Genomic DNA, 20,737 nt, shown 5'->3' on the forward strand with positions numbered 1-20,737 from the left:
AAGTCGGCTACCGGGCTGACCCTATCAGGATCATGGCCTACCGTCAGCATCCGCCGGTGGCAACTGACAGGACGACGGTATCCTCCGACGGCCCCTCCCCGGCCGGCCCCCGCGCCCTCCCCGGTCACCGCCGGGAACGTCACAGAAGAGCGAGCAGCTTGGGCGTGTAGAGCGCTCCCACGGTGCCGATGCCGGCGACCATGTCGAAGTAGATCGAGGTCAGTTCGGGATCGGTCTGCACGGCCCGCAGCAGCGACAGGCGCTGCTCGTGGACTTCGAGGCGGGCAACGGCCAGGGTGGATTCGTAGCCGGGGGTCAAGGTCGCGTCCCGCTCCAGGGCGTAGTCGCGCAGCGCGGCGTCGAGCAGGGCGGGGTTGCCGCCGAGCCGGTCGGCCGTGTGGCGTACCAGCGACTCGGCCTGGAAGAAGGCGTCGCTGATGCCGCGGGCGGTGATCGAGTCCTTGTGGTGGCCGGCGTCGCCGACCAGCGCCCAGCCGGGACCCGCCGTCTGGCGGAAGTAGTTCTGCTGGTCGCCGGTGCCCCTGAGGCGTTCTGCCGGCTCCTTGCCGTCCATCCGGTCGTAGAGGGCGGGCGCGGTGGCCCTGACGTGCTCCAGGTACGCCCGTTGCGCGTCGGTGCGCACCCGCTCGAAGCGGTCCTGCGGGAAGTAGGCGAGGACCAGGGTCAGGCCGTCGTTCGTCGCCACGGCCGCGGTCCAGGTGGACGGGCCCTCGTACAGTTCGAGCCCGGCCGGCACGTCCTGCCAGTACGTGTAGTACGCGCAGGTCAGCCGCGGGTCCACCACGGTGTACGGGGCCTCCGCCAGGGTGGCGACCGCCGAGCGCATGCCGTCGGCGCCGATCACCAGGTGGGCGCGCTCGGTGAACGACCCCTGGCGGTGCCTGCCCTGCACGCCGACGACCCGGCCCGACGCGTCCCGCAGCAGGCCGGTCACCTGGCAGCGGTCGCGGTATTCGACGCCGGCCGCCACCGCCGCCTCGACCAGGATGGCGTCCAGCACATGGCGCCGGGGTGCGAACCCGGCCCGCTGGCCCTCCACTCCGCGCGCACAGCCCTCCAGCCGGACGTCGGCGAGTTCGTAGCGCGCGTGGTCCAGCGGCGGGCAGCCGGAGGCGCGGACGCGGTCCAGCAGGCCCCAGCGGGCGAGTGCGGCGACGCCCGGCTGGTGGATGAGGTGGGTGGACAGCGTGTCGGTGCCCGAGGGCGCCCTGTCCAGCAGGAGCACGCGATAGCCCGCGCGGGCGAGCAGCATGGCGGTGGGCGATCCGGCGCAGCGCGCGCCCACCACAATGGCGTCGAACATCAGGTGCCTCACAACAGATGTCGGGTCGGTGGGTGTCGTGGTGCTGTACCGCGGGGTACGGCCCGGCCGCCGGTGATCAGCGGGAGTGCCCGAATTCGCCGAGCAGGGCCTTGCGGTCGATCTTGCCGTTGTTGTTGAGCGGAAGGGTGTCGAGCACGGCGATTCTGCGCGGCAGCATGTACGGCGGCAACTGGCCGCCGAGATCCGCGTACAGCCGCTCCGGCTCGCAGCCGGTCCCGCAGACCGCGGCCGCCAGCTCCGGCTCGCCGTCGTCGGCGGTGGGCACCGCGAGGACGATCGCGTCGCGCACGCCGGGCTGGCGCCGCAATACGGCCTCGATCTCGCCGAGTTCGATCCGGTGGCCGCGGACCTTGACCTGGTGGTCGGTACGGCCCAGGTGGATCAGCAGGCCGTCGCGGACCGCGACCCGGTCGCCGGTGCGGTACCAGTGCTTGTCGGTCGGCGCACCTGTCGGGTCCGCGTACGCGGTCTCCCGTGCCGCGCCGTCGGCAGGGTGCGGGTCGGGTATCAGGAAGCGGCCGGCGTTGTTCGCCGGGTCCTGGTAGCCCGGGAAGCGCAGCGGGCCGCGGACGCACAGCTCGCCGTTGTCGCTCGGCCGGCCGTCCTCGTCCAGCAGTACGAAGTCCACGATCGGGTAGCAATTGCCGATCGGCGCGATGCCGTTGGGCGTCTCGGGCCAGGCGGCGGGGTCGTCGGGCATGCGGTAGGCGGTGCAGGAGATGGTGAGTTCCGTCGGGCCGTAGAGGACTTCCATCCGGCTCGCGGGCGCGGCCGTCCGCCATTGCGCGGCGGCGGCCAGCGGCAGCGGCTCACCGCCGAAGATGCTCCAGCGCAGCGTCGGCATGCTGCCCGGCTTGAGGGTGCCGAGCCGGGAGGCGAAGGAGATCAGCGACGGCACCGAGAACCAGTGCGTGAGCCGCAGGTTGTTGACGGTGCGCACCGGCGACAGCAGCTGGCTGCGCATCGGCACCACGAGGGTGCCGCCGCCGGCCCAGGCGACGAAGATGTCGTGCACCGAGCCGTCGAAGGTCAGCTCGAAGCTCTGCGACAGCCTGCTGCCGGGGCCGATGTCGTAGCGTCCGGCGACCTGGCCCAGGTAGGAGCAGATGTTGCTGTGCAGGATCGGCACACCCTTGGGGGCACCGGTCGAGCCGGAGGTGAAGATGATGTACGCGGTGTCGCCGGGGCCGGCCGGGGGGTACGGCAGTTCGGGCGCCGGCTCCAGGGCGAGGGCCGCCAGCTCCTCTGCGCCGACGGCGAGCACGGGTACGGCGGGGGGCGCCGTCCGTACGGCTTCCGCGCCCGCGGCGTCGGCCAGCACCAGCTCCAGCCGCGCCGACTCGACGATCTCGGCCGTACGCGCCGGGGGGTGCTCGGGGTTGAGGGGGACGACGGTGCCGCCGGCCCGCAGAATGCCGAGGTAGCCCGCATAGGCGGTCACCGAGCGGCCGACCAGCAGCCCGACGCGGCTCGGCGCGCTGCCGCCGGCCGCCGCGACCAGCCGGGCGGCGATCCGCTCGGCCAGATCGCGCAGTTCGCCGTACGTCAGGCGGTCCTCGCCGACTTCGAGCGCGACGACCTCGTGGCCGTGTTCGGCGGCCGAACGGGCGAACCACTCGTACATGGTCTGCGGGTCGCTCATCGGGCAGCCGCCTCCAGGGTCCGCGTCCACGCGCGCAGTTCGCCGACCGTACGCAGCCGGCCGAACTCGTCGGGGTCCACGTCCTGCTCGGACCGCTTGGCCAGCTCGACCAGGATGCGCAGCTTCGCCAGCGAGTCGATGCCTATCTCGGTGAGCGTCGAACCGTCGTCGAAGCCGGTGCGGGCGTGCTCGCGCAGCATCCACGCCGCCAGGTCGGCGTCACCGGTGTGCTGCTCCTCGCCGGGCCAGTAGCGCTTGGTCTGCCACGGGTAGTGCGGCAGCGGGACGAAGCGGCCCGGCTCCCCGAAGACCTCGGACCAATGCAGGTCCTCGCCCTTGCGGTAGCGGTCGGCCAGGCCGGACAGCGGCAGCCCGCCGATGCCCTGGAATCCGGTGAGCGCCTCGGCCATGTCCTCGTGGCTCGCGCCGACCACTGCCAGGCGGTGGGTGTGGTGCTGGCGGCGGGTGGCCGCGCTGAAGCAGATGTCACGCAGCGCGAAGGACGGGCCCCGTCCGCCGGGTCTGAGGTAGTCGGCGTACAGCCGGGCCAGGTCCTCCAGCGCGGCGGCGCTACGCGCGGAGAGCACGAGTACGTAAGGCACCCCGGGCATCGGCCCTGGGTGCGCGGGAGCGGTGTCGGCCTGGCGGACCACCACGTGGGCGTTGAGCGCGGACGAGCCCTGCCCGGAGATTCCGGCCACCACGGGACGGCCCAGATCGGGCAGCGCGTACAGCCGATCGGGCACCATCAGCGGCAGCGCGCCCCAGGCGACCCTGGGGTTGGGGGTGATGGCATGGAGGCTGGCGGGGACCTGGCGGTTCTCCAGGCAGAGCACCGCCTTGACCAGTCCCGCCAGACCGCCGGCCGCCTCGGCGTGCCCGATGTTGCTCTTGATCGAGCCGACCAGCAGCGGGCGTCCCGCCGGGCGTCCGGCGCCCAGCACCTCGCCGAGTGCGGTCAGCTCCAGCGGGTCGAGCGCGGGTGAGCCCGAGCCGTGCGCCTCGACGTAGTCCACGTCGGCGGGGTCGATCCGGGCGTCCTCGTACGCCCAGCGCAGCACTTCGAGCTGGCCGGCGAGCGAGGGGTTGAGCACGCTGTCGCTGGTGCGGCCGTCGTTGCCCACCGCGCTGCCGGCGATGACGGCGCGGACGCGGTCGCCGTCGGCGAGGGCGTCGGTGAGGCGCTTCAGCACGACGACGGCCACCGCGTCGCTGGGCGCGTGGCCGTCCGCGAAGGCGTCGCCGAACTTGCTGCGGCCGTCGGGCGACATGCCGCCGGCCTGGCTCATGACGACGCCCTCGTCCGGGCGGAGTGCGATGTTCACCCCGGCGGCCAGCGCCAACGGGCTCTCCCCGGCCCGCAGACTCTGCACCGCCTGATGCACCGCCACCAGCGAGGACGAGCAGGCCGTGTCGACGACGACGCTCGGCCCGCGCAGGTCGAAGACATGCGACACCCGGGCCGGCAGCAGCGAGCGGAAGTTGTTCAACTGGGCGGCGGTCGCGTTCTCCAGGCCCTGACGGAGGGTCAGCTCCAAGTAGTCGGCGCGGGCGTTGCCGACGAAGACGCTGGTCCTGCTGCCTGCGATCAGGTCGGGGCGCTGGCCGGCGTCCTCCAGGGCCTCCCAGGTCGTCATCAGCAGCAGCCGCTGCTGCGGGTCGAGTTCGACGGCCTCGGTCGGTGACATGCCGAAGAACTCGGCGTCGAAATCGGCGATGCCGTCGACGTAGCCCGCGCGGCGGCTGGCGAGCCGCCCCGGCTCCGGGGAACCGGCGTGCAGGGCGTCGGCGTCGTAACGGTCGAGGGGCGTCTCGCTGGTGGCGTCCACGCCGTCCCGCAGCAGGGTCCACAGCTCATCAGTCCCTGACGCACCGGGTAGTCGGCAGGCCATGCCGATCACCGCTATGGACCGTTCGTCCACGTCCGACCTGATCATGGAACAACTCCTTCGATACTTCGCCACTGTGCGTACGGGACGGCGCCGTTGAGCTTGCCGCATGGAATCGGAGTGGCCGCACCCGGCCTTGCGCCCTCTTGAGACGGCGACACCTGCAGACTTCTCCTGCCGTCCACCGGCACCGTCGTACCGCCGGACGGCCTGCTTCCGGGCGGTACGGGGGATCGGTTGCGGAGCGATCGGCACCGCACACCGTCGCCGCGCTGGTCGCTCGACGGGGCGGTGTCCATGTGCCGTCGTTCCTCACCGGATCGGTGGGCAGTCACCTCGCACGGGGCAATGTGGACACCCCGGTCGGAATGGATCTCGGCGTGAAATAGCGCATAATTCCATGGCTGTAGCAGCTCTGCCGCTGCGTGCAGAGGGATGCCCGCAGCTCGAACCGCACTTGCCCCACCCCACCGTGTCCTCTTTCGCAGGTACATCGGACAACATGGCACGCACGGGCCCCCATGCGACACATGCGTCGCACCCGCCTCCCCGTCAGCAGGCGCTCGAACTGGGGTTCGATTGCCTCACTGGTGGGCCAGGTCGCGCGTGGCAGCGTCGAGAACCGGCCCACCGCACGATTGTCATACGCATAATCGATTCTGCTCGATTGGCGCTTGAAGATTGGCGCGAAGTGATCGCCGAAGGTTGAAACCTGGAATTAGTTGGACAGACTTACGGGTTGGGCAGCTCGGAGGGGACCGCTGGCGGCAGGGCGGTCACGGGGTGCCAGGGGCGTGTACTCTCGGTGGTCGGCACATCACCGGCGAGACGCGTGATACGGCCAATTCCCGATCGGGCGATCCATGGGGGCCAGGGTTCTGCTTTCATCTGATCTCATGAATCCCTTGTCCTCCTCGGATCAGGCCAACATGGCCGGCGAGCAGCGGAAGCTGCGGCTACAGGTTCTCGGCCTCAACACCGTTGAAGCGGAAGCCACCTTCGACCGGGTCGCCCGGATCGCGGCCAGTCTGACCAAGTCGCCTCTCGCCATGGTCAACTTCATCAACGACGAGCGCCAGATGTTCCGCGGCATGTATGTGCCGCCGTCCTCGCCCGACGCGCCGATGACCGGGAGCGAGAGCAACGGCATCGTCTTCGACCTGAGCAGCGTCGCTCGCGAGGCGGGCAATGACTACGGCTTCTGCCCGCACGTCGTGGCCCAGGGTTCCCAACTCGCCCTTGACGACGTCTTCGACTACCCCCGTTTCAAGGGCAACCCTCTTGTCAACGACATGGGAGTGCGCTCCTACCTGGGCACTCCGCTGCGCGACAACACCGGCATGATCCTCGGCACCGTCTGCGTCGCCGACGTCAAGCCCCGCACCTGGGACCGCGAGCTGCGGGAGGGCATGCAGGAACTCACCGAAACCCTCCTGTCGGACTTCAAACTGCGCGACAGCCTCCTCGCCCAGCAGCAGGAGCTGTTTTCGGTCTTCGACGGAGCACCTTTCCCCATCATGCTCACCGAGGGCCCGCACCACCTCCTGCGCTACGCCAACGGCCGGCAGGGCTCGGCATTCGGCATGGTCCCGCAGTTCAGCCCGGGCCGGCACGTGCTGCCCACGCTGGAGGCCATCGGCGTCTTCAACGCCATGGACGATGCCTTCCGCACCGGCCAGGCCACCATGCTCAACCGGGCCTCGGTCGCGACCTACGACATGGGCCTCCCGCAGGACTTCAACTTCCTGTGCACCCCGGTGCGCACCTCCCCCAGCGCGCCCATCAGCGGTGTGCTGACCGTGGCCATGAACGACACCGGGCAGTCCTACCCCGGTTCCGACCAGCAGGCCTTCGCGGCCAACGTCCAGGAGCGCTTCGAGCGGCTCGGCGCCGGCGGCCTGCCCGGCGGCCCCGCTCCCGGCCACCACTGAACACCCGTGCCGCACACAACACCGCGTGGCGCCCCCGGCGGCGCGCACCGACGTCGTGACCACGGGCTCGGGCGGCGGACCCCCCGAGCCCTTCGCCCTGCGGCGGGCGCCCCGGCGCGGTGCACGCACGGCGTCACGGATCCGCCTGACCGCGTCCCGTAGGGTCGAGGCATGCGTGCGATCACGATTGCCGAACCGGGCGGCCCCGAGGCGCTGGTCCTCGCGGACGTCCCCGATCCCGTACCCGCCGAGGGCGAAGTGCTGGTCGAGGTCGCGGCCTCGGCCGTGAACCGCGCCGATGTCCTCCAGCGGCAGGGCCACTACGAGCCGCCGCCCGGCGCCTCCCGCTATCCCGGACTCGAATGCTCCGGACGGATCGCGGCCACCGGCCCAGGAGTCACCGGCTGGTCGGTCGGCGACGAGGTGTGCGCGCTGCTCTCCGGCGGCGGCTACGCCGAGCAGGTCGCCGTCCCCGTCGGCCAACTGCTCCCGCTTCCCGAGGGCGTCGACCTCGTGACGGCCGCCGCGCTGCCCGAAGTGGCTGCGACGGTGTGGTCCAACGTCTTCCAGGTCGCCCACCTCCGGCCCGGCGACACGCTGCTGGTGCACGGCGGCTCCAGCGGCATCGGCACGATGGCGATCCAGCTGGGCAAGGCGATCGGTGCGACGGTCGTGGCGACCGCGGGCAGTGCGCAGAAGCTGGCGGCCTGCCGTGATCTGGGCGCCGACGTCCTGATCAACTACCGCGAGCAGGACTTCGTCGAGGAACTGGGCCGCCCCGGTGCGGACGTCATCCTCGACGTGGTCGGTGCCGCCTACCTGGCCCGCAATATCGACGCCCTGGCGGTGAACGGCCGGCTCGTCGTCATCGGCATGCAGGGCGGGACGAAGGCCGAACTCAACCTCGGCACACTGCTCGCCAAGCGCGCCGCCGTCATCGCGACCAGTCTGCGGGCCCGGCCGCCGGAGGAGAAGACGGCGATCATCGCCGCCGTCCGCGAGCACGTCTGGCCGCTGATCGAGGCCGGCACCGTCCGTCCCATCGTGGACCGCGCACTTCCGCTGGCCTCGGCCGCCGACGCCCACCGCCTGATGGAGAGCAGCGAACACATCGGCAAGATCCTGCTCACGCTCTGACCACAGCCGGTCAGGGCCCTGGCGGCGCGCTGGGAGGCATCGAACCTCCCACGGCTTCCAATGAGGCTTTTTCGGACCGATCATTTTCAGCCAATGTGGCCGACTGGACGGTTTGCACGGGATCCTGCCCCTCGCCGGTTCGCCTCCCAGGTCGGGATGCCGGAAATGTCGCCTCATGTGACGCTGGGACCACCCAGGAACCGGCGGAGAGGCGATGCGCGTGCGGTGGGCATCCGGCAGGCGAGGCAGGCCGCGGGCCGCCGCGCAGCCGGGCCGGCCGGTCGCCGCCCCCACTGCTCGGGCGGTCGCTCCCGTACTCCTCGCGGCGGCACTCTTCACCCCGGCCGGCATCGCCCGGGCCACCGGGCCGCCGCCCGCCGTTCCGGCCGCGCCCGCGCCGCACGTGCCCGGAGGTGCGCCCGTGCCGGGCGGGGCGGCCGTTCTCGGCGCGGCCCGGCCGCCGCAACCCCCGCCAGGACGTGAACCGCGGCCGGGCGGTCCGCCACCCGGAGCCGGTGCCGTCCCGCCCCCCGCGGCCGACCGGCCAGGAAGACCCGCGGGATCCGTACCGCCGAGGCTGCCAGAGACCCCGCCAACCGTCCCTGCCGTACCCGCTCCACCCGCTACCACCGGCATGCCTGCCATGCCGCCCTCACCTCCTTCGTCCCATTCGCCTGCCTCCTCCCGGCCGCCCGCACGGAAGCCGGCCGGCCCCGACCGGTCGCCGGCGCCCGCCAGGACTCCCGATCACGATCACCCGGCGCCCGTGCCGTCCGCCTACACCGCCGCGCCGCTGCACCCGCCGGCGCACATGTCCCCGTCCCCGTCGCCGTCCCCGACCGCCGGGAGCGGACACCCCGCCGGGCGCGCCTACGAGCAGGGGCGCCCCGCACGCCACCACGGCCGCGACCACGGCGACCATGCGCCCTCGCTCGTGCTCGGCGTCGAGGAGTCGGGGCCGACCGCGGCCCCACCCGCACCCGCCGCCCCCGAGGCGGAACAGCAGGGGTCGGCCTCTTCCTACGGGCCCGGGCGGCGGGTACTCAGAGTGCTGCCGCTCGGTGCCGGAATGATGCTGGTCGGACTGGGGCTCGGCTTCCTCGGTCTGCGCCTGCGCCGCCTCTGATTGCTTCCCCGCACCGTCCCCACCTCCTTCCACCACTACTTCTCTATGCCTACCGGCACCCGCGCGCCTGCGCCCACGCCTGCCGTGCGCGTGAGCACCCGCGTCCGCACGCGAGACCATCAGCTTCGATTCTCCGTGACCGTGAGTCACCTTCCACGATCATGATTGCCCATCGCGGATCGTTCCGAACACCCGAAAGCAATCGACCACCCGTTCGAGTGAAGAGCTGTGCGAACCCGCCGACCGGCCATGCCCGGCGACCATACTGGGTATACGTACTCAGTATGTAGATCCGTCACGGCCTGCTGGCCCCCCTCGAACGGGGTCCGCGCTACGGCTACCAGCTGCGCACCGAGTTCGAGTCGCGCACCGGTTCCACCTGGCCGCTCAACGTCGGGCAGGTCTATACGACCGTCGCCCGGCTGAAGCGGGACGGCTTGGTCGTACCCGCAGGTGAGGACGGAGAAGGCCATGCCCTTTACGCCATCACCGAGGACGGCCGTGACGAGCTGAAGCAGTGGTTCGCCCCCCGGTCGACCGCGCCAACCCGCCGCGGAACGAACTGGCGATCAAGCTCGCGATGGCGGTCGGTTCGCCCGAGGCCGATGTGCGATCGGTCATCCAGGCCCAGCGCGCCCACACCATCCGGGTGATGCAGGACTGCACGCGGTTGAAGGGACAGGCGCTGCACGCCGCGTCCCGCCGGCCGGGTGTGTTCGACCCGGACGATGTGGCCTGGCAGCTGGCCCTGGACCAGCTGATCTTCCAGGCCGAGGCGGAAGCGCGCTGGCTCGACCACTGCGGGGCCAGGCTCGTGCGACTGGCCCCGCAGGCCGTGGCCGACAGCCACTCGGCCCCGGCATCCGGCCCGGCCGGCCCGGCCGACGCTGGAAAGAAGCGGGACCCCGCGCAGGACAGAGGGCTGCGCGGCGCCCTCAGACAGCCCCGGCGTTGACCTGCCGGCGTTGACCGATCGGAGCGGCTCGCACCCCGGCGGGCGATCGAGTCGGGCCGGGGCAACCCGGGCGTGCCGCATGTGCCGGTGGCCATCCCGTGGGGCGCTCTGGCGGCGCTGATCGTGCTGGTGCCGCTGGGCGCGGGGCTGCTGGCGGCGCTGGTCACCCGGTCCCGTCCCGAGCTCGGCAGGCGGGTCGGGGGATGAGGGGGCACGGACCCGGGCAGGACGGGTGTGCGGGACAATGGGCGTATGGAGATGCCGATGAACGAACGGTCGCCGGAGAGCTCGCAGAATCCACAGGTCCTGGTCGTCGGGCCGGACGGAATGGCCCTGGGGGGTGCGCCGGGCGGTGATGGCGAGGAGGGCCGCGAGATCCCGGTGACGGAGATGGTCGAGCAGCCGGCGAAGGTGATGCGGATCGGCAGCATGATCAAGCAGCTCCTGGAGGAAGTGCGGGCGGCACCTCTGGACGAGGCCAGCCGGGTACGGCTCAAGGAGATCCACACCAGCTCGGTGAAGGAGCTGGAGGCGGGCCTCGCGCCGGAGCTGGTGGCGGAGCTGGAGCGGCTGTCGCTGCCGTTCACGGACGAGAGCGTGCCGAGCGAGGCGGAGCTGCGGATCGCCCAGGCGCAGCTGGTGGGCTGGCTGGAAGGCCTCTTCCACGGGATCCAGACCGCGCTGTTCGCCCAGCAGATGGCGGCTCGCGCCCAGCTCGAGCAGATGCGGCGCGCACTGCCGCCGGGTGCGCTCGGCAGCGACGAGGAGCAGGAGGCCGGCCACCCGGGTTCGCGCTCGGGCCCGTACCTCTAAGCCGCCGCATCCGGCGGACGCGGGCACGGGCACGGGACGCCAGCTTCTCCCCGGCGGATGTGCCGCCGCCAGGTGGGCCGGGGCGGCTCGGGCTCGCGCTTCGGGCGGCCCGCAGAGCCCGGTCCGCGGAGTCCGGCCCGCTGAGCCGGCGGTGAATAGCCGGCCGGACGGCTCACCCGGCCAGGCCCGGAGGGACGATCAGCTGGCGCCCTTGCCCGTGGACACCCAGATGGTGACCTTCTGGCCGGACGTGATGTCGAAGTCGTCCAGTGACTTGGGAGTCTGGGCGGTGATCGTGCCCTTGCCCCACTGCTGCTCGTCCATGTCCTTGATCTCGTACGGCCAGTTGGCGGCCTTCATACAGGCCACGGCGGAGTCCACGTAGATCGAGGTGAAGTCGGGCATCGTCATGAGGTTGGGCTTGCCCGGGTTGATCAGCTCGTTGTGCGCCTTGGTGCACTCGGACGACTCGATGGTGCGGCTCTGGTCGCCCTGGACGACGCTGTCCGAGGCGGGCGTGGTCGGGGAGTCGGAAGCGGTGCTGGTGGCGGTCACGCTCGGGTCGCCGGTCGGGTCGGTCACCGGGTCGTCGCCGCCACCGCCGGACATCGCTATGACGATGGCTATGACGACCACGACGGCCAGCGCGGCGACGGCCGCACCCACGATCAGCGGGGTGTTCCGCTTGCGCCCGCCTCCGCCGCCGGGTCCCGCGCCGCCGCCGGGCGGCCTGCCGCCCATGTGCTGCTGCGGGACGGACCGCAGGGACGGCGGCGGTGCGCTCATGCCGTAGGCCGGGCTGGGCGGCGGGGTCCGGTGGCCGCCCTGCTGCGGATAGCCGTAGGCGGACGGCGGCGGGGTGGAGGGGCCGAAGCCGTGCGGTTGCGGGGTCGGCGCGTACGGGGTGTGGAGCTGCGGCGGCGGTGTCCGGAGCGGCCCCTGCGCGGACGGGAAGACGGAGGCCGCGACGCCTTCGCCGCGGTTGCCGGCCGCCGGGTCGCCGGAGATCAGCGGCATCGTGTTGCGGGTGGTGGCCGCGAGCACCCGGTCGCTCTCGTCGTGCATGGCGTCGGCGGTCGGGAAGCGCTCGGCCGGGTTCTTGCGCAGGGCGCGGGCGACCAGGGCGTCGATGGCCGGGGTGAGGGCGCGGTTGACGGAGGACGGCGTTGGGGGCGTCTCCTGCACATGCTGATACGCCATCGCCAGCGGTGAGTCGGCGTCGAAGGGCAGGCGGCCGGTGAGGAGTTCGAACAGCAGACAGCCGACCGAGTAGAGGTCGGAGCGCTCGTCGACGCCGCGCCCCAGGGCCTGTTCTGGCGACAGATACTGCGGAGTGCCGACGACCATGCCGGTCTGGGTCATCGAGGTGACCCCGGACTGCATGGCGCGCGCGATGCCGAAGTCCATCACCTTGACGGTGCCGCGCCGGGTGATCATCACATTGCCGGGCTTGATGTCCCGGTGGACCAGGCCCATTTCATGGCTGACCGCGAGCGCCGCGAGCACGTCGCCGACGATTTTCAGCGCCCGGTCGGCCGGCATCGCGCCGTGCTGGGCGACGTCGGCGGCCAGGACGTCGCCGAGCGGCTTGCCCTCGACGTACTCCATGACGATGTAGGGGACGACCTGACCGTCGATCGTGTCCTCGCCGGAGTCGAAGACCGAGACGATGTTGGTGTGGTTGAGCTTGGCGACGGACTGGGCCTCGCGGCGGAAGCGCTCGCGGAAGGACTGCTCGTGGCCGAGATTGGTATGGAGGGTCTTGACGGCGACCGGCCGGTCCAGCACGGTGTCATGTGCCAGGTGCACCGACGCCATCCCGCCCTGGCCGAGCAGATCGCGCAGCTGGTACCGCCCGCCGCCGACCGAGCGCCCCGTGTACCCGCCGCCCTGCGTGGCGTCCCCGCTCATCAGTACCGCTACCCCCATGAAGATCCAACGGGAAGACACACTCGTCCCCGGAGCTTTCCCGCCAAGTTTGGCCGATCGCGCGAGCACGTCAAGTTCGTTGACCATCTCGTCACCTGATGCGCATGGGGTGCGCACACAGCGCGGAAGTTTCCCGAGTATCCGGATCGGCCTGTCAAACAGGGGTAAGCGCCTGGACGGGGGCCGTGGAGGTCTGCCGAAAAGCGGTACGGTGGCGCACCAGACGAAGCACGAAGCGATGGCGAACGACGGCGAGGACTGATGGTCGACCCGAACGAGACGGCCGGCGGCACCGGAGCGCCCACCGGAGCGTCGGATGCCTCTGGCGAGTCCCGCGGCGAGTTCTCCGGCCAGTGGGGCGTGGGCTCCTTCGTCGGCGAGGGCCGTTACCGGCTGACCGGTCGGCTGGGCCGCGGCGGCATGGCCGAGGTGTTCGCGGCCGAGGACGTACGGCTGGGCCGGACCGTCGCGGTGAAGCTGCTGCGCAACGACCTGGCGGAGGACCCCGTCTCCAAGGCCCGCTTCACCAGGGAGGCGCAGGCCGTCGCGGGCCTGAACCACCACGCCGTCGTGGCCGTCTACGACTCGGGCGAGGACCGCACGCCGACCGGCACCGTCCCCTATATCGTGATGGAACTGGTCGAGGGCCACACGATCAAGGACCTGCTCAACGGCCCCACCCCGCCGCCGATCGACCAGGCGCTGCTGATCGTCTCGGGTGTGCTGGACGCGCTCGCGTACAGCCACCAGCACGGCATCGTGCACCGGGACATCAAACCGGCCAATGTGATCATCGCCACGGGCGGCGCGGTCAAGGTCATGGACTTCGGCATCGCCCGCGCCCTGCACGGCGCCGCCAGCACCATGACGCAGACCGGCATGGTCATGGGCACCCCGCAGTACCTGTCGCCCGAGCAGGCGCTCGGCAAGTCCGTGGACCACCGCAGCGACCTCTACGCCACCGGCTGCCTGCTCTACGAGCTGCTGGCGCTGCGCCCGCCCTTCACCGGTGAGACCCCGCTGTCGGTGGTCTACCAGCACGTCCAGGACGACCCGCGGGTCCCGTCGCAGGTCAGCGACCGGGTGCCGCCCGAGCTCGACGGCATGGTGCTGCGCGCGCTGGCCAAGCAGCCGGAGGACCGCTTCCAGAGCGCCGAGGAGATGCGCGGCGTCGTCGGCTACGCGCACCAGACGCTGACCCGGCAGGGCGGCTGGACCGGCGGCCTGTGGAACACCGGCGTGGTCACCGCGGTCCTCCCGCAGGCGTCGCGCCCCGGTGCGGCCGACGGCACGCGTCAGCCGGACGGGCGCAGCGGCAATACCGCGGAGCTGGGCCTGCCGCTGATCCCCGGCGTCGTCGGCAACGGCACGGGCAGCGCATACGAGGAGAGCGGTTACGACGGCGGGCGCGGCGCCGGCGGCGGCCCGGGCGGCAACCGCTGGCTCAAGCCGGTGCTCTTCGCGGTCGCCGCGGTGCTGGCCGTGGTGCTCGGCGTCTACCTGGCGACCAACAGCTCCGGCGGCGGCGACAATCCCGCCGACACCCCCCCGTCGTCCTCCGCGACGCAGGGGACCGGCACGCAGCCGACCGGCCAGCAGCCGACGGACGAGCCGACCGGCGACCCGACGGGCACCGGCGACGAGGGCACCGGGCCGACCACTCCGCCCTCGACCCCGGCGACCAGTGCGCCGCCGACGACCCCGGCCACCACCCCGGCGACCACGCCGGCCACGACGCCGCCGACCAAGGACACCCCGTCGTCGACGCCGACCAAGAGCACGCCGACGACCCCGACCGACCCGCCCACCGAGACCGGTGACCCGGTGGGGAGCATCGCGGGCTCGGACGGCTGACCCCGGGCCACCCCGCGAGAGCGCCGATCCCGGCTCCGCGCGAAAGCCCCGAGCCGTAAGCCGCCGCTCACCCCGGGAGGCTCACCCGCTCACCCCGCGAAGGCGTCGAGCACCGAGTCGTACTCCGCCGTCCACCACACGGCCAGCGCCGAGGCGGCGGGGAAGAGCGGGTCGGAACGGCGGTCGCGGCGCTCGTAGCGCCAGTGCAGCATCCAGAAGTCGTTCAGCCGCTCCCACCACACCCGGTGGACGGCGGCGGCGACCTCCCCCTCGCCGGCGCCCGACGCGTCCCGGTACGCCCGCGCGTAGGCCCGTACCTTGCGCAGGTCGAGGCGGCCGTGCTCGGGGTGGACGAAGAAGATCGCCGCGGCCCTGACCGCCTCCTCGGCGCGCGGCTGGACGCCGAGCCGGTCCCAGTCGACGATCGCGGCGGGTTCGTCACCCCGGTAGAGCAGGTTGAGCGGGTGGAAGTCGCCGTGCACCCAGCCCTGGACGCGGCCTTCCGGCGCCGGGTCGGGCGGGCGGCGGTGGGCGTGCCGCCTGAGCAGGTCGCCGCGCTCCAGCAGCCGGTGCTCGGCCAGGCCGTCGAAGTCGTCGTAGGGGCGGTGGGCGCGGACCAGGGCGAGCAGCCGCGCGATGTCGGCGTGCGTACGGGAGGGGTCGGCGCTGGGCTGCGGGCCCGCCGCTGGCGGCGGCTGGACGCGGGCCAGACCGGTGTGCACCCGGCCGAGCAGGGTGCCGAGCCGCCGGGACTGCCCGGCGGTCAGCTCCGTGCCCTCGCGGTGGGTGCCGTCGATCCACGGGAAGAGCGCGTAGCCGTCGCCGTCGAGCAGCGTCACCGTACGGCCGTCGGCGGCCGGGAGCGGGGCCGCGGCGGGCAGGCCGAGCCGGACCAGGCCCCGGGTGGCGCGGTGCTGGCGGACGATGAGCGCGGGTTCCGCGGTGTCGGCGGCGACGTACTGCTTGAGGAAGTAACGACCCCGGGTGGTGGTCACCTGCCACCCCCGGTTCAGCAGCCCCCTGGGGACGGCTTCGAAGGTCAGCGGCTCGCCCGCGTTCTCGTACCGACGCAGCAGGGCGGTCAGCGAAACCCGCTCGTGCGGCTTCGTCGCCGTGCCTGTCACGTGCCACAGAGTAGATCACCACGAGAGGCCGTCCGGGCGAGCTGGCGCGACCCCGCCCCGACCTGCTAGGGCCACCGTTAAGCCCCGGACCGGCACCTGTACGGCCCCGGACGGCCGGGCACCCCTGCGTCCCGGACGGCCACCTTCACGCCCAGGACCGTCGCCCTCACGCCCCCGGCGCGGACCCCGTGCCCAGCCGGGCCGCGTACGCCTCCGCCTGCGTGTGCCGCTCCATGCCCAGCTTCGCCAGCAGCACCGTGACGTACTTCCTGATGGACTTCTCGGTGAGCCCGGTGCGCTCGCCGATCTGCCCGTTGGTGAGCCCCTCCCCGATCAGCTCGAGCAGCCGCCGGTCCTGGTCGGTGAGGTCGGCCATCCGCTCCTCGTGCTCGCTGCGGGCGCCGCCCTCCTTGAGGCGGTCCAGCACCTGGGCGGTGGCGGCCGGGTCGAGCAGCGAGTGCCCGGCGGCCACCTCGCGCACCGCGCTGATCAGGTCGTCCCCGCGGATGACCTTGGGGACGTAGCCGGCCGCGCCCGCCATGACCGCGTCGAAGAGGGCTTCGTCGTCGGCGAAGGAGGTGAGCATCAGGCACTTCACCGACCGGTCCCGGGAGCGGATCTCCCGGCAGGCCTCGACGCCGCTGCCGTCCGGCAGCCGGACGTCGAGCACCGCGACGTCCGGGTGCGCGGCCGGCACCCGGTCCATCGCCTCGCCCGCGCTGGCCGCCTCGCCGACGACCTCGATCGACGGGTCGACCGACAGCAGCGCGCTCACTCCCCGGCGGACCGCTTCGTGGTCGTCCAGGAGGAATACCCGTATATGACCGTTTTCGCTCACATGCCAAGAGTCGCACCCAGCGCGCCGGTCTGCCTCCCGCGGCACCGGTGACCCCCGGGCGGCCCCTTACGTATGTCCGGCATCCGGGATACGGTGCCGTTGTCCCGGTGGCCTGCGACAACAGGCCGACCGCAGGCCGACACCGGCCGGGCCGCCCGCCCGGAAAGCGCCGCGCCCGCGCAGTTACTAGGAAATCCAAGCAAAACCGCAGGTCGGACGGCTTCGCGCGAATGCGGGACTTCTGGGTAACGTCTGTAGTTGCAGGCCTTCGCCGGGACACTGTCACGCCTGGCTCGGCCATGCCGCACACACCCCGTGCGTCCCGCCGGACCAGGTGCGCCGCCCCCCGAAACACGTGGGGGAGGCCCCATCCTGCTCCCCGGCAGATCCCGGGGGCCGGACAGACGGAGGACGAAGTGAGCGTGAAGAGCACTGCCGCCGGGGGTCCCCCCGCCAAGGGCAGGGGGCGGACGACCCGCGCAGCCGCCGCGAAGCGCCGTGGCGGCGAGCCCGGACTCGTACAGCTGCTGACTCCCGAGGGCGAGCGGGTCGAGCACGACGACTACGCGATCGACCTGACGCCGGAAGAGCTGCGCGGCCTGTACCGCGACATGGTGCTGACCCGCCGTTTCGACGCCGAGGCGATCACCTTGCAGCGCCAGGGGGAGCTGGGCCTGTGGGCCTCGCTGCTCGGCCAGGAGGCCGCGCAGATCGGCTCGGGACGGGCCACCCGCCCCGACGACTATGTCTTCCCGACGTACCGGGAGCACGGCGTGGCCTGGACGCGGGATGTGGACCCGCTGAATCTGCTGGGGATGTTCCGCGGCGTCAACCACGGCGGCTGGGACCCCAACGAGAACAACTTCCAGCTCTACACCATCGTGATCGGCTCGCAGACGCTGCACGCCACCGGTTACGCCATGGGCGTGGCCAAGGACGGCTCCGACGCGGCCGTCATCGCCTACTTCGGCGACGGCGCGTCCAGCCAGGGCGACGTCGCCGAGTCCTTCACCTTCGCCGCGGTCTACAACGCCCCCGTGGTCTTCTTCTGCCAGAACAACCAGTGGGCCATCTCCGAGCCGACCGAGAAGCAGTCCCGGGTGCCGATCTACCAGCGCGCCGCCGGCTTCGGCTTCCCCGGCGTCCGCGTCGACGGCAACGACGTGCTCGCGGTGCTCGCCGTCACCAGGGCCGCGCTCGACCACGCCCGCAGCGGGCAGGGGCCGATGCTGGTCGAGGCGTTCACGTACCGGATGGGCGCACACACCACGACCGACGACCCGACGCGCTACCGGCGCGACGAGGAGCGCGAGGAGTGGGCGTCCAAGGACCCCATCGCCCGGCTGAAGATCTACCTGGAGCGCGAGGGCCTCGCCGACGAGGCCTTCTACGCCGAGATCGACGCGGAGAGCGACGCGCTCGCCAAGCGGGTGCGCGAGGGCGTACGGAACATGCCGGACCCCGGCACCATGGCGATCTTCGAGAACGTCTACGCGGACGGCAGCGCACTCGTCGACGAGGAGCGGGCGCAGTTCGCCGAATACCAGGCGTCCTTCGAGACCGGGGACACGACCGCGGGAACGGGGCACTGATCATGACCCAGACGATGGCAGTGGCCAAGGCCCTCAACGAATCCCTGCGCAAGGCGCTGGAGAACGACCCCAAGGTCCTCATCATGGGTGAGGACGTCGGCAAGCTCGGCGGTGTCTTCCGTATCACCGACGGCCTCTACAAGGACTTCGGCGAGGGGCGCGTCATCGACACCCCGCTCGCCGAGTCGGGCATCGTCGGCACCGCGATCGGCCTGGCGCTGCGCGGCTACCGGCCGGTGGTGGAGATCCAGTTCGACGGTTTCGTCTTCCCTGCGTACGACCAGATCGTCACCCAGCTGGCCAAGATGCACGCCCGCGCGCTCGGCAAGATCAAGCTGCCGGTCGTCATCCGTATCCCCTACGGCGGCGGCATCGGCGCGGTCGAGCACCACAGCGAGTCGCCCGAGGCGCTGTTCGCGCACATCCCCGGGCTCAAGGTGGTCTCGCCCTCCAACGCCTCGGACGCGTACTGGATGCTCCAGCAGGCCATCGAGTGCGACGACCCGGTGATCTTCTTCGAACCCAAGCGGCGCTACTGGGACAAGGGCGAGGTCGACGTCTCCGCGCTGCCGGGCGCTCTGCACCGGGCGGTCGTGGCCCAGCAGGGCACGGACGTCACGCTCGCCGCGTACGGCCCGATGGTGAAGGTGTGCCTGGAGGCGGCTGCGGCCGCCGCGAACGAGGGCCGTAGCCTGGAGGTCGTGGACCTTCGCTCGCTCTCGCCGATCGACTTCGACACGATCCAGGCATCCGTGCAGCGGACCGGCCGCCTGGTCGTCGTGCACGAGGCGCCGGTCTTCTACGGCGCCGGTGCGGAGATCGCCGCCCGGATCACCGAGCGCTGCTTCTACCACCTTGAGGCGCCCGTGCTGCGGGTGGGCGGCTTCCACGCCCCCTACCCGCCGGCCCGCCTCGAGGAGGAGTACCTGCCGGGCCTGGACCGCGTACTCGACGCCGTCGACCGCGCGCTGGCGTTCTGAGGGAGAGGGGTTGTGACGACGATGACGCCACAGACCGTACAGGCACAGCGCTTCCGAGAATTCCGGATGCCCGACGTGGGCGAGGGCCTCACCGAGGCCGAGATCCTCAAGTGGTACGTGGCGGTGGGTGACACCGTCACCGACGGCCAGGTGATCTGCGAGGTCGAGACGGCGAAGGCGGCCGTCGAACTGCCCATCCCCTACGACGGGGTGGTCAGCGAGATCCGCTTCGACGAGGGCACGACGGTGGACGTCGGTACTGCGATCATCGTGGTGGACGCGGGTGCCGGCACGCGGGAGGACGACGTACCGCCGCCGGCCGCGCAGCCCGTTGCTCCGGCCGAGCCGGCTCCCGTTGCCGCGCCCGCGCCCGCCAAGCGGGAGGCGGTGCTGGTGGGTTACGGGGTCGCGCCGTCCTCGACCACCCGCCGCGCGCGCAGGCAGCCGGCGGGGCCGGCCGCGGTGAACGGCACGGCGGCGACTGCGGCTCCGGCTCCGCCTTCCGACGCGGCTGCGACCACGGGCACGCGTACGGCTGAGCGGCCGCTGGCGAAGCCGCCGGTGCGCAAGCTGGCCAAGGACCTCGGCATCGACCTGGCCACCGTCGTGCCCACCGGGCCGAACGGCGTGGTGACCCGCGACGACATCCGCGCGGCGGCGGCGCCCCCCGCGGCCCTCCCGCCGGCCGCGGCCCAGGGGGCTTCCGCCTTCGGCGCCGGTGAGCGGGAGACCCGCACCCCCATCAAGGGTGTGCGCAAGGCCACCGCCCAGGCGATGGTGGCCAGCGCCTTCACCGCCCCGCACGTGACGGAGTTCGTGACCTTCGACATCACCAGGACCATGAAGCTGGTCCAGGAGCTGAAGGAGGACCGCGCCTTCACCGGCCTCAAGGTCGGCCCACTGCTGCTGGTCGCCAAGGCACTGCTGATCGCGATCCGCCGCAATCCGCAGGTCAACTCCGCCTGGGACGAGGCCGCGCAGGAGATCGTCCACAAGTCCTACGTCAACCTGGGCATCGCCGCCGCCACCCCGCGCGGCCTGATCGTCCCCAACATCAAGGACGCGCAGGACAAGACGCTTCCCGAACTGGCGTCCGCCCTGGGTGACTTGGTCGCCACCGCCCGCGAGGGCAAGACCTCCCCCGCCGACATGCAGGCCGGCACGGTCACCATCACCAACGTCGGCGTCTTCGGCGTCGACACCGGCACGCCCATCCTGAACCCCGGCGAATCCGCGATCCTCGCCTTCGGCGCGGTCAAGCTCCAGCCCTGGGTCCACAAGGGCAAGGTCAAGCCGCGCCACGTCACGACCCTGGCCCTCTCCTTCGACCACCGCCTGGTCGACGGCGAACTCGGCTCCAAGGTCCTGGCGGACGTGGCCGCGATCCTGGAACAGCCCAAGCGCCTGATCACCTGGGCGTAACCCCTCCCACCCCGAGCGGGAGGCTCCCCCGGACCCCGTCCACGAGCCTCCCGCCCGCCGCGCCTCCAGCAGGAGAGGGCGGGCGTAGATTCCCCTCGCATACGCCGCACAGGTGGCGGTGTCCGCGGCGCACCGTGGCCGCGCGGGCGGGTCGCGCGGC

14 protein-coding genes and 1 pseudogene are annotated in these 20,737 nt (G+C 72.0%); 9 read left to right on the plus strand and 6 right to left on the minus strand.

What is annotated here, in order from left to right:
• Positions 1-139: 139 nt before the first annotated feature.
• The 3 genes from V7E46_RS00680 to V7E46_RS00690 all read right to left on the minus strand — a co-directional run bounded on the left by V7E46_RS00680 (position 140) and on the right by V7E46_RS00690 (position 4,924).
• The gene (locus tag V7E46_RS00680) at positions 140-1,324 is read right to left on the minus strand and encodes an NAD(P)/FAD-dependent oxidoreductase (RefSeq protein WP_333766545.1); all 1,185 of its coding nucleotides are present in this window, start codon (positions 1,322-1,324) and stop codon (positions 140-142) included.
• A 76-nt stretch (positions 1,325-1,400) separates the two neighbouring features.
• Positions 1,401-2,987, minus strand: coding sequence for an amino acid adenylation domain-containing protein (locus tag V7E46_RS00685; RefSeq protein WP_333766546.1), 1,587 nt, complete (start codon positions 2,985-2,987; stop codon positions 1,401-1,403).
• On the minus strand, positions 2,984-4,924 hold the full coding sequence (locus tag V7E46_RS00690; protein ID WP_333766547.1) for a beta-ketoacyl synthase N-terminal-like domain-containing protein: 1,941 nt from the start codon (positions 4,922-4,924) through the stop codon (positions 2,984-2,986). Before V7E46_RS00690 ends, V7E46_RS00685 begins: the two co-directional genes overlap by 4 nt.
• Before the next feature lie 848 nt (positions 4,925-5,772).
• Here V7E46_RS00690 and V7E46_RS00695 point away from each other — a divergent pair.
• The 5 genes and pseudogenes from V7E46_RS00695 (at position 5,773) to V7E46_RS00715 (ending at position 10,838) form a co-directional block, all read left to right on the plus strand.
• A complete protein-coding gene (locus V7E46_RS00695; RefSeq protein ID WP_333766548.1) occupies positions 5,773-6,807 on the plus strand; it encodes a GAF domain-containing protein in 1,035 nt (344 codons plus the stop codon).
• Positions 6,808-6,978: 171 nt separating this feature from the next.
• Entirely contained in the window at positions 6,979-7,944 is a 966-nt protein-coding gene (locus V7E46_RS00700) for an NAD(P)H-quinone oxidoreductase (RefSeq protein ID WP_333766549.1), read from the plus strand.
• Between the two features lie 766 nt (positions 7,945-8,710).
• Positions 8,711-9,070 carry a hypothetical protein gene (locus V7E46_RS00705; protein ID WP_333766550.1) on the plus strand — a complete coding sequence of 120 codons (360 nt, stop codon included), beginning with the start codon at positions 8,711-8,713 and terminating at the stop codon, positions 9,068-9,070.
• Between the two features lie 290 nt (positions 9,071-9,360).
• Positions 9,361-10,025, plus strand: a pseudogene (locus V7E46_RS00710) (PadR family transcriptional regulator).
• Between the two features lie 252 nt (positions 10,026-10,277).
• Complete coding sequence (locus tag V7E46_RS00715; RefSeq protein WP_329176752.1) at positions 10,278-10,838, plus strand: bacterial proteasome activator family protein; 561 nt, start codon at positions 10,278-10,280, stop codon at positions 10,836-10,838.
• Positions 10,839-11,036: 198 nt separating this feature from the next.
• Here V7E46_RS00715 and V7E46_RS00720 read toward each other — a convergent pair whose 3' ends face one another.
• The gene (locus V7E46_RS00720; RefSeq protein WP_333766551.1) at positions 11,037-12,749 is read right to left on the minus strand and encodes a protein kinase domain-containing protein; all 1,713 of its coding nucleotides are present in this window, start codon (positions 12,747-12,749) and stop codon (positions 11,037-11,039) included.
• A gap of 279 nt (positions 12,750-13,028) precedes the next feature.
• Between V7E46_RS00720 and V7E46_RS00725 the strand changes: the two genes are divergently transcribed.
• Complete coding sequence (locus V7E46_RS00725) at positions 13,029-14,621, plus strand: protein kinase domain-containing protein (RefSeq protein ID WP_333766552.1); 1,593 nt, start codon at positions 13,029-13,031, stop codon at positions 14,619-14,621.
• Between the two features lie 89 nt (positions 14,622-14,710).
• On the opposite strand, the gene V7E46_RS00730 is transcribed toward V7E46_RS00725, so the two are convergent.
• Together V7E46_RS00730 and V7E46_RS00735 are read right to left on the minus strand one after the other, a co-directional pair.
• Positions 14,711-15,745 carry a phosphotransferase gene (locus V7E46_RS00730; protein ID WP_333766553.1) on the minus strand — a complete coding sequence of 345 codons (1,035 nt, stop codon included), beginning with the start codon at positions 15,743-15,745 and terminating at the stop codon, positions 14,711-14,713.
• Between the two features lie 166 nt (positions 15,746-15,911).
• Complete coding sequence (locus V7E46_RS00735; RefSeq protein WP_333766554.1) at positions 15,912-16,583, minus strand: response regulator transcription factor; 672 nt, start codon at positions 16,581-16,583, stop codon at positions 15,912-15,914.
• 416 nt (positions 16,584-16,999) lie between these two features.
• On the opposite strand from V7E46_RS00735, the gene pdhA reads away from it, so the two are divergent.
• The 3 genes from pdhA to V7E46_RS00750 are packed head-to-tail and all read left to right on the plus strand — an operon-like array spanning position 17,000 to position 20,577.
• A complete protein-coding gene (pdhA, locus tag V7E46_RS00740) occupies positions 17,000-18,175 on the plus strand; it encodes a pyruvate dehydrogenase (acetyl-transferring) E1 component subunit alpha (RefSeq protein WP_333766555.1) in 1,176 nt (391 codons plus the stop codon).
• A gap of 2 nt (positions 18,176-18,177) precedes the next feature.
• Entirely contained in the window at positions 18,178-19,155 is a 978-nt protein-coding gene (locus V7E46_RS00745) for an alpha-ketoacid dehydrogenase subunit beta (RefSeq protein ID WP_443053920.1), read from the plus strand.
• 21 nt (positions 19,156-19,176) lie between these two features.
• Positions 19,177-20,577, plus strand: a complete 1,401-nt coding sequence (locus V7E46_RS00750; protein ID WP_333766595.1) for a dihydrolipoamide acetyltransferase family protein — start codon at positions 19,177-19,179, stop codon at positions 20,575-20,577.
• Positions 20,578-20,737 lie beyond the last annotated feature (160 nt).

Source organism: Streptomyces sp. IBSBF 2435, from assembly GCF_036815005.1.
In the GTDB taxonomy this organism is placed as follows: Bacteria; Actinomycetota; Actinomycetes; order Streptomycetales; family Streptomycetaceae; genus Actinacidiphila.

Coding starts and splice junctions, on each gene's coding strand:
- V7E46_RS00725 (WP_333766552.1), top strand. CDS start 13,029: ATGGTCGACCCGAACGAGACGGCCGGCGGCACCGGAGCGCCCACCGGA.
- V7E46_RS00680 (WP_333766545.1), bottom strand. CDS start 1,324: ATGTTCGACGCCATTGTGGTGGGCGCGCGCTGCGCCGGATCGCCCACC.
- V7E46_RS00750 (WP_333766595.1), top strand. CDS start 19,177: ATGACGCCACAGACCGTACAGGCACAGCGCTTCCGAGAATTCCGGATG.
- V7E46_RS00690 (WP_333766547.1), bottom strand. CDS start 4,924: ATGATCAGGTCGGACGTGGACGAACGGTCCATAGCGGTGATCGGCATG.
- V7E46_RS00745 (WP_443053920.1), top strand. CDS start 18,178: ATGACCCAGACGATGGCAGTGGCCAAGGCCCTCAACGAATCCCTGCGC.
- V7E46_RS00720 (WP_333766551.1), bottom strand. CDS start 12,749: ATGAGCGGGGACGCCACGCAGGGCGGCGGGTACACGGGGCGCTCGGTC.
- V7E46_RS00715 (WP_329176752.1), top strand. CDS start 10,278: ATGGAGATGCCGATGAACGAACGGTCGCCGGAGAGCTCGCAGAATCCA.
- V7E46_RS00695 (WP_333766548.1), top strand. CDS start 5,773: ATGAATCCCTTGTCCTCCTCGGATCAGGCCAACATGGCCGGCGAGCAG.
- V7E46_RS00685 (WP_333766546.1), bottom strand. CDS start 2,987: ATGAGCGACCCGCAGACCATGTACGAGTGGTTCGCCCGTTCGGCCGCC.
- V7E46_RS00700 (WP_333766549.1), top strand. CDS start 6,979: ATGCGTGCGATCACGATTGCCGAACCGGGCGGCCCCGAGGCGCTGGTC.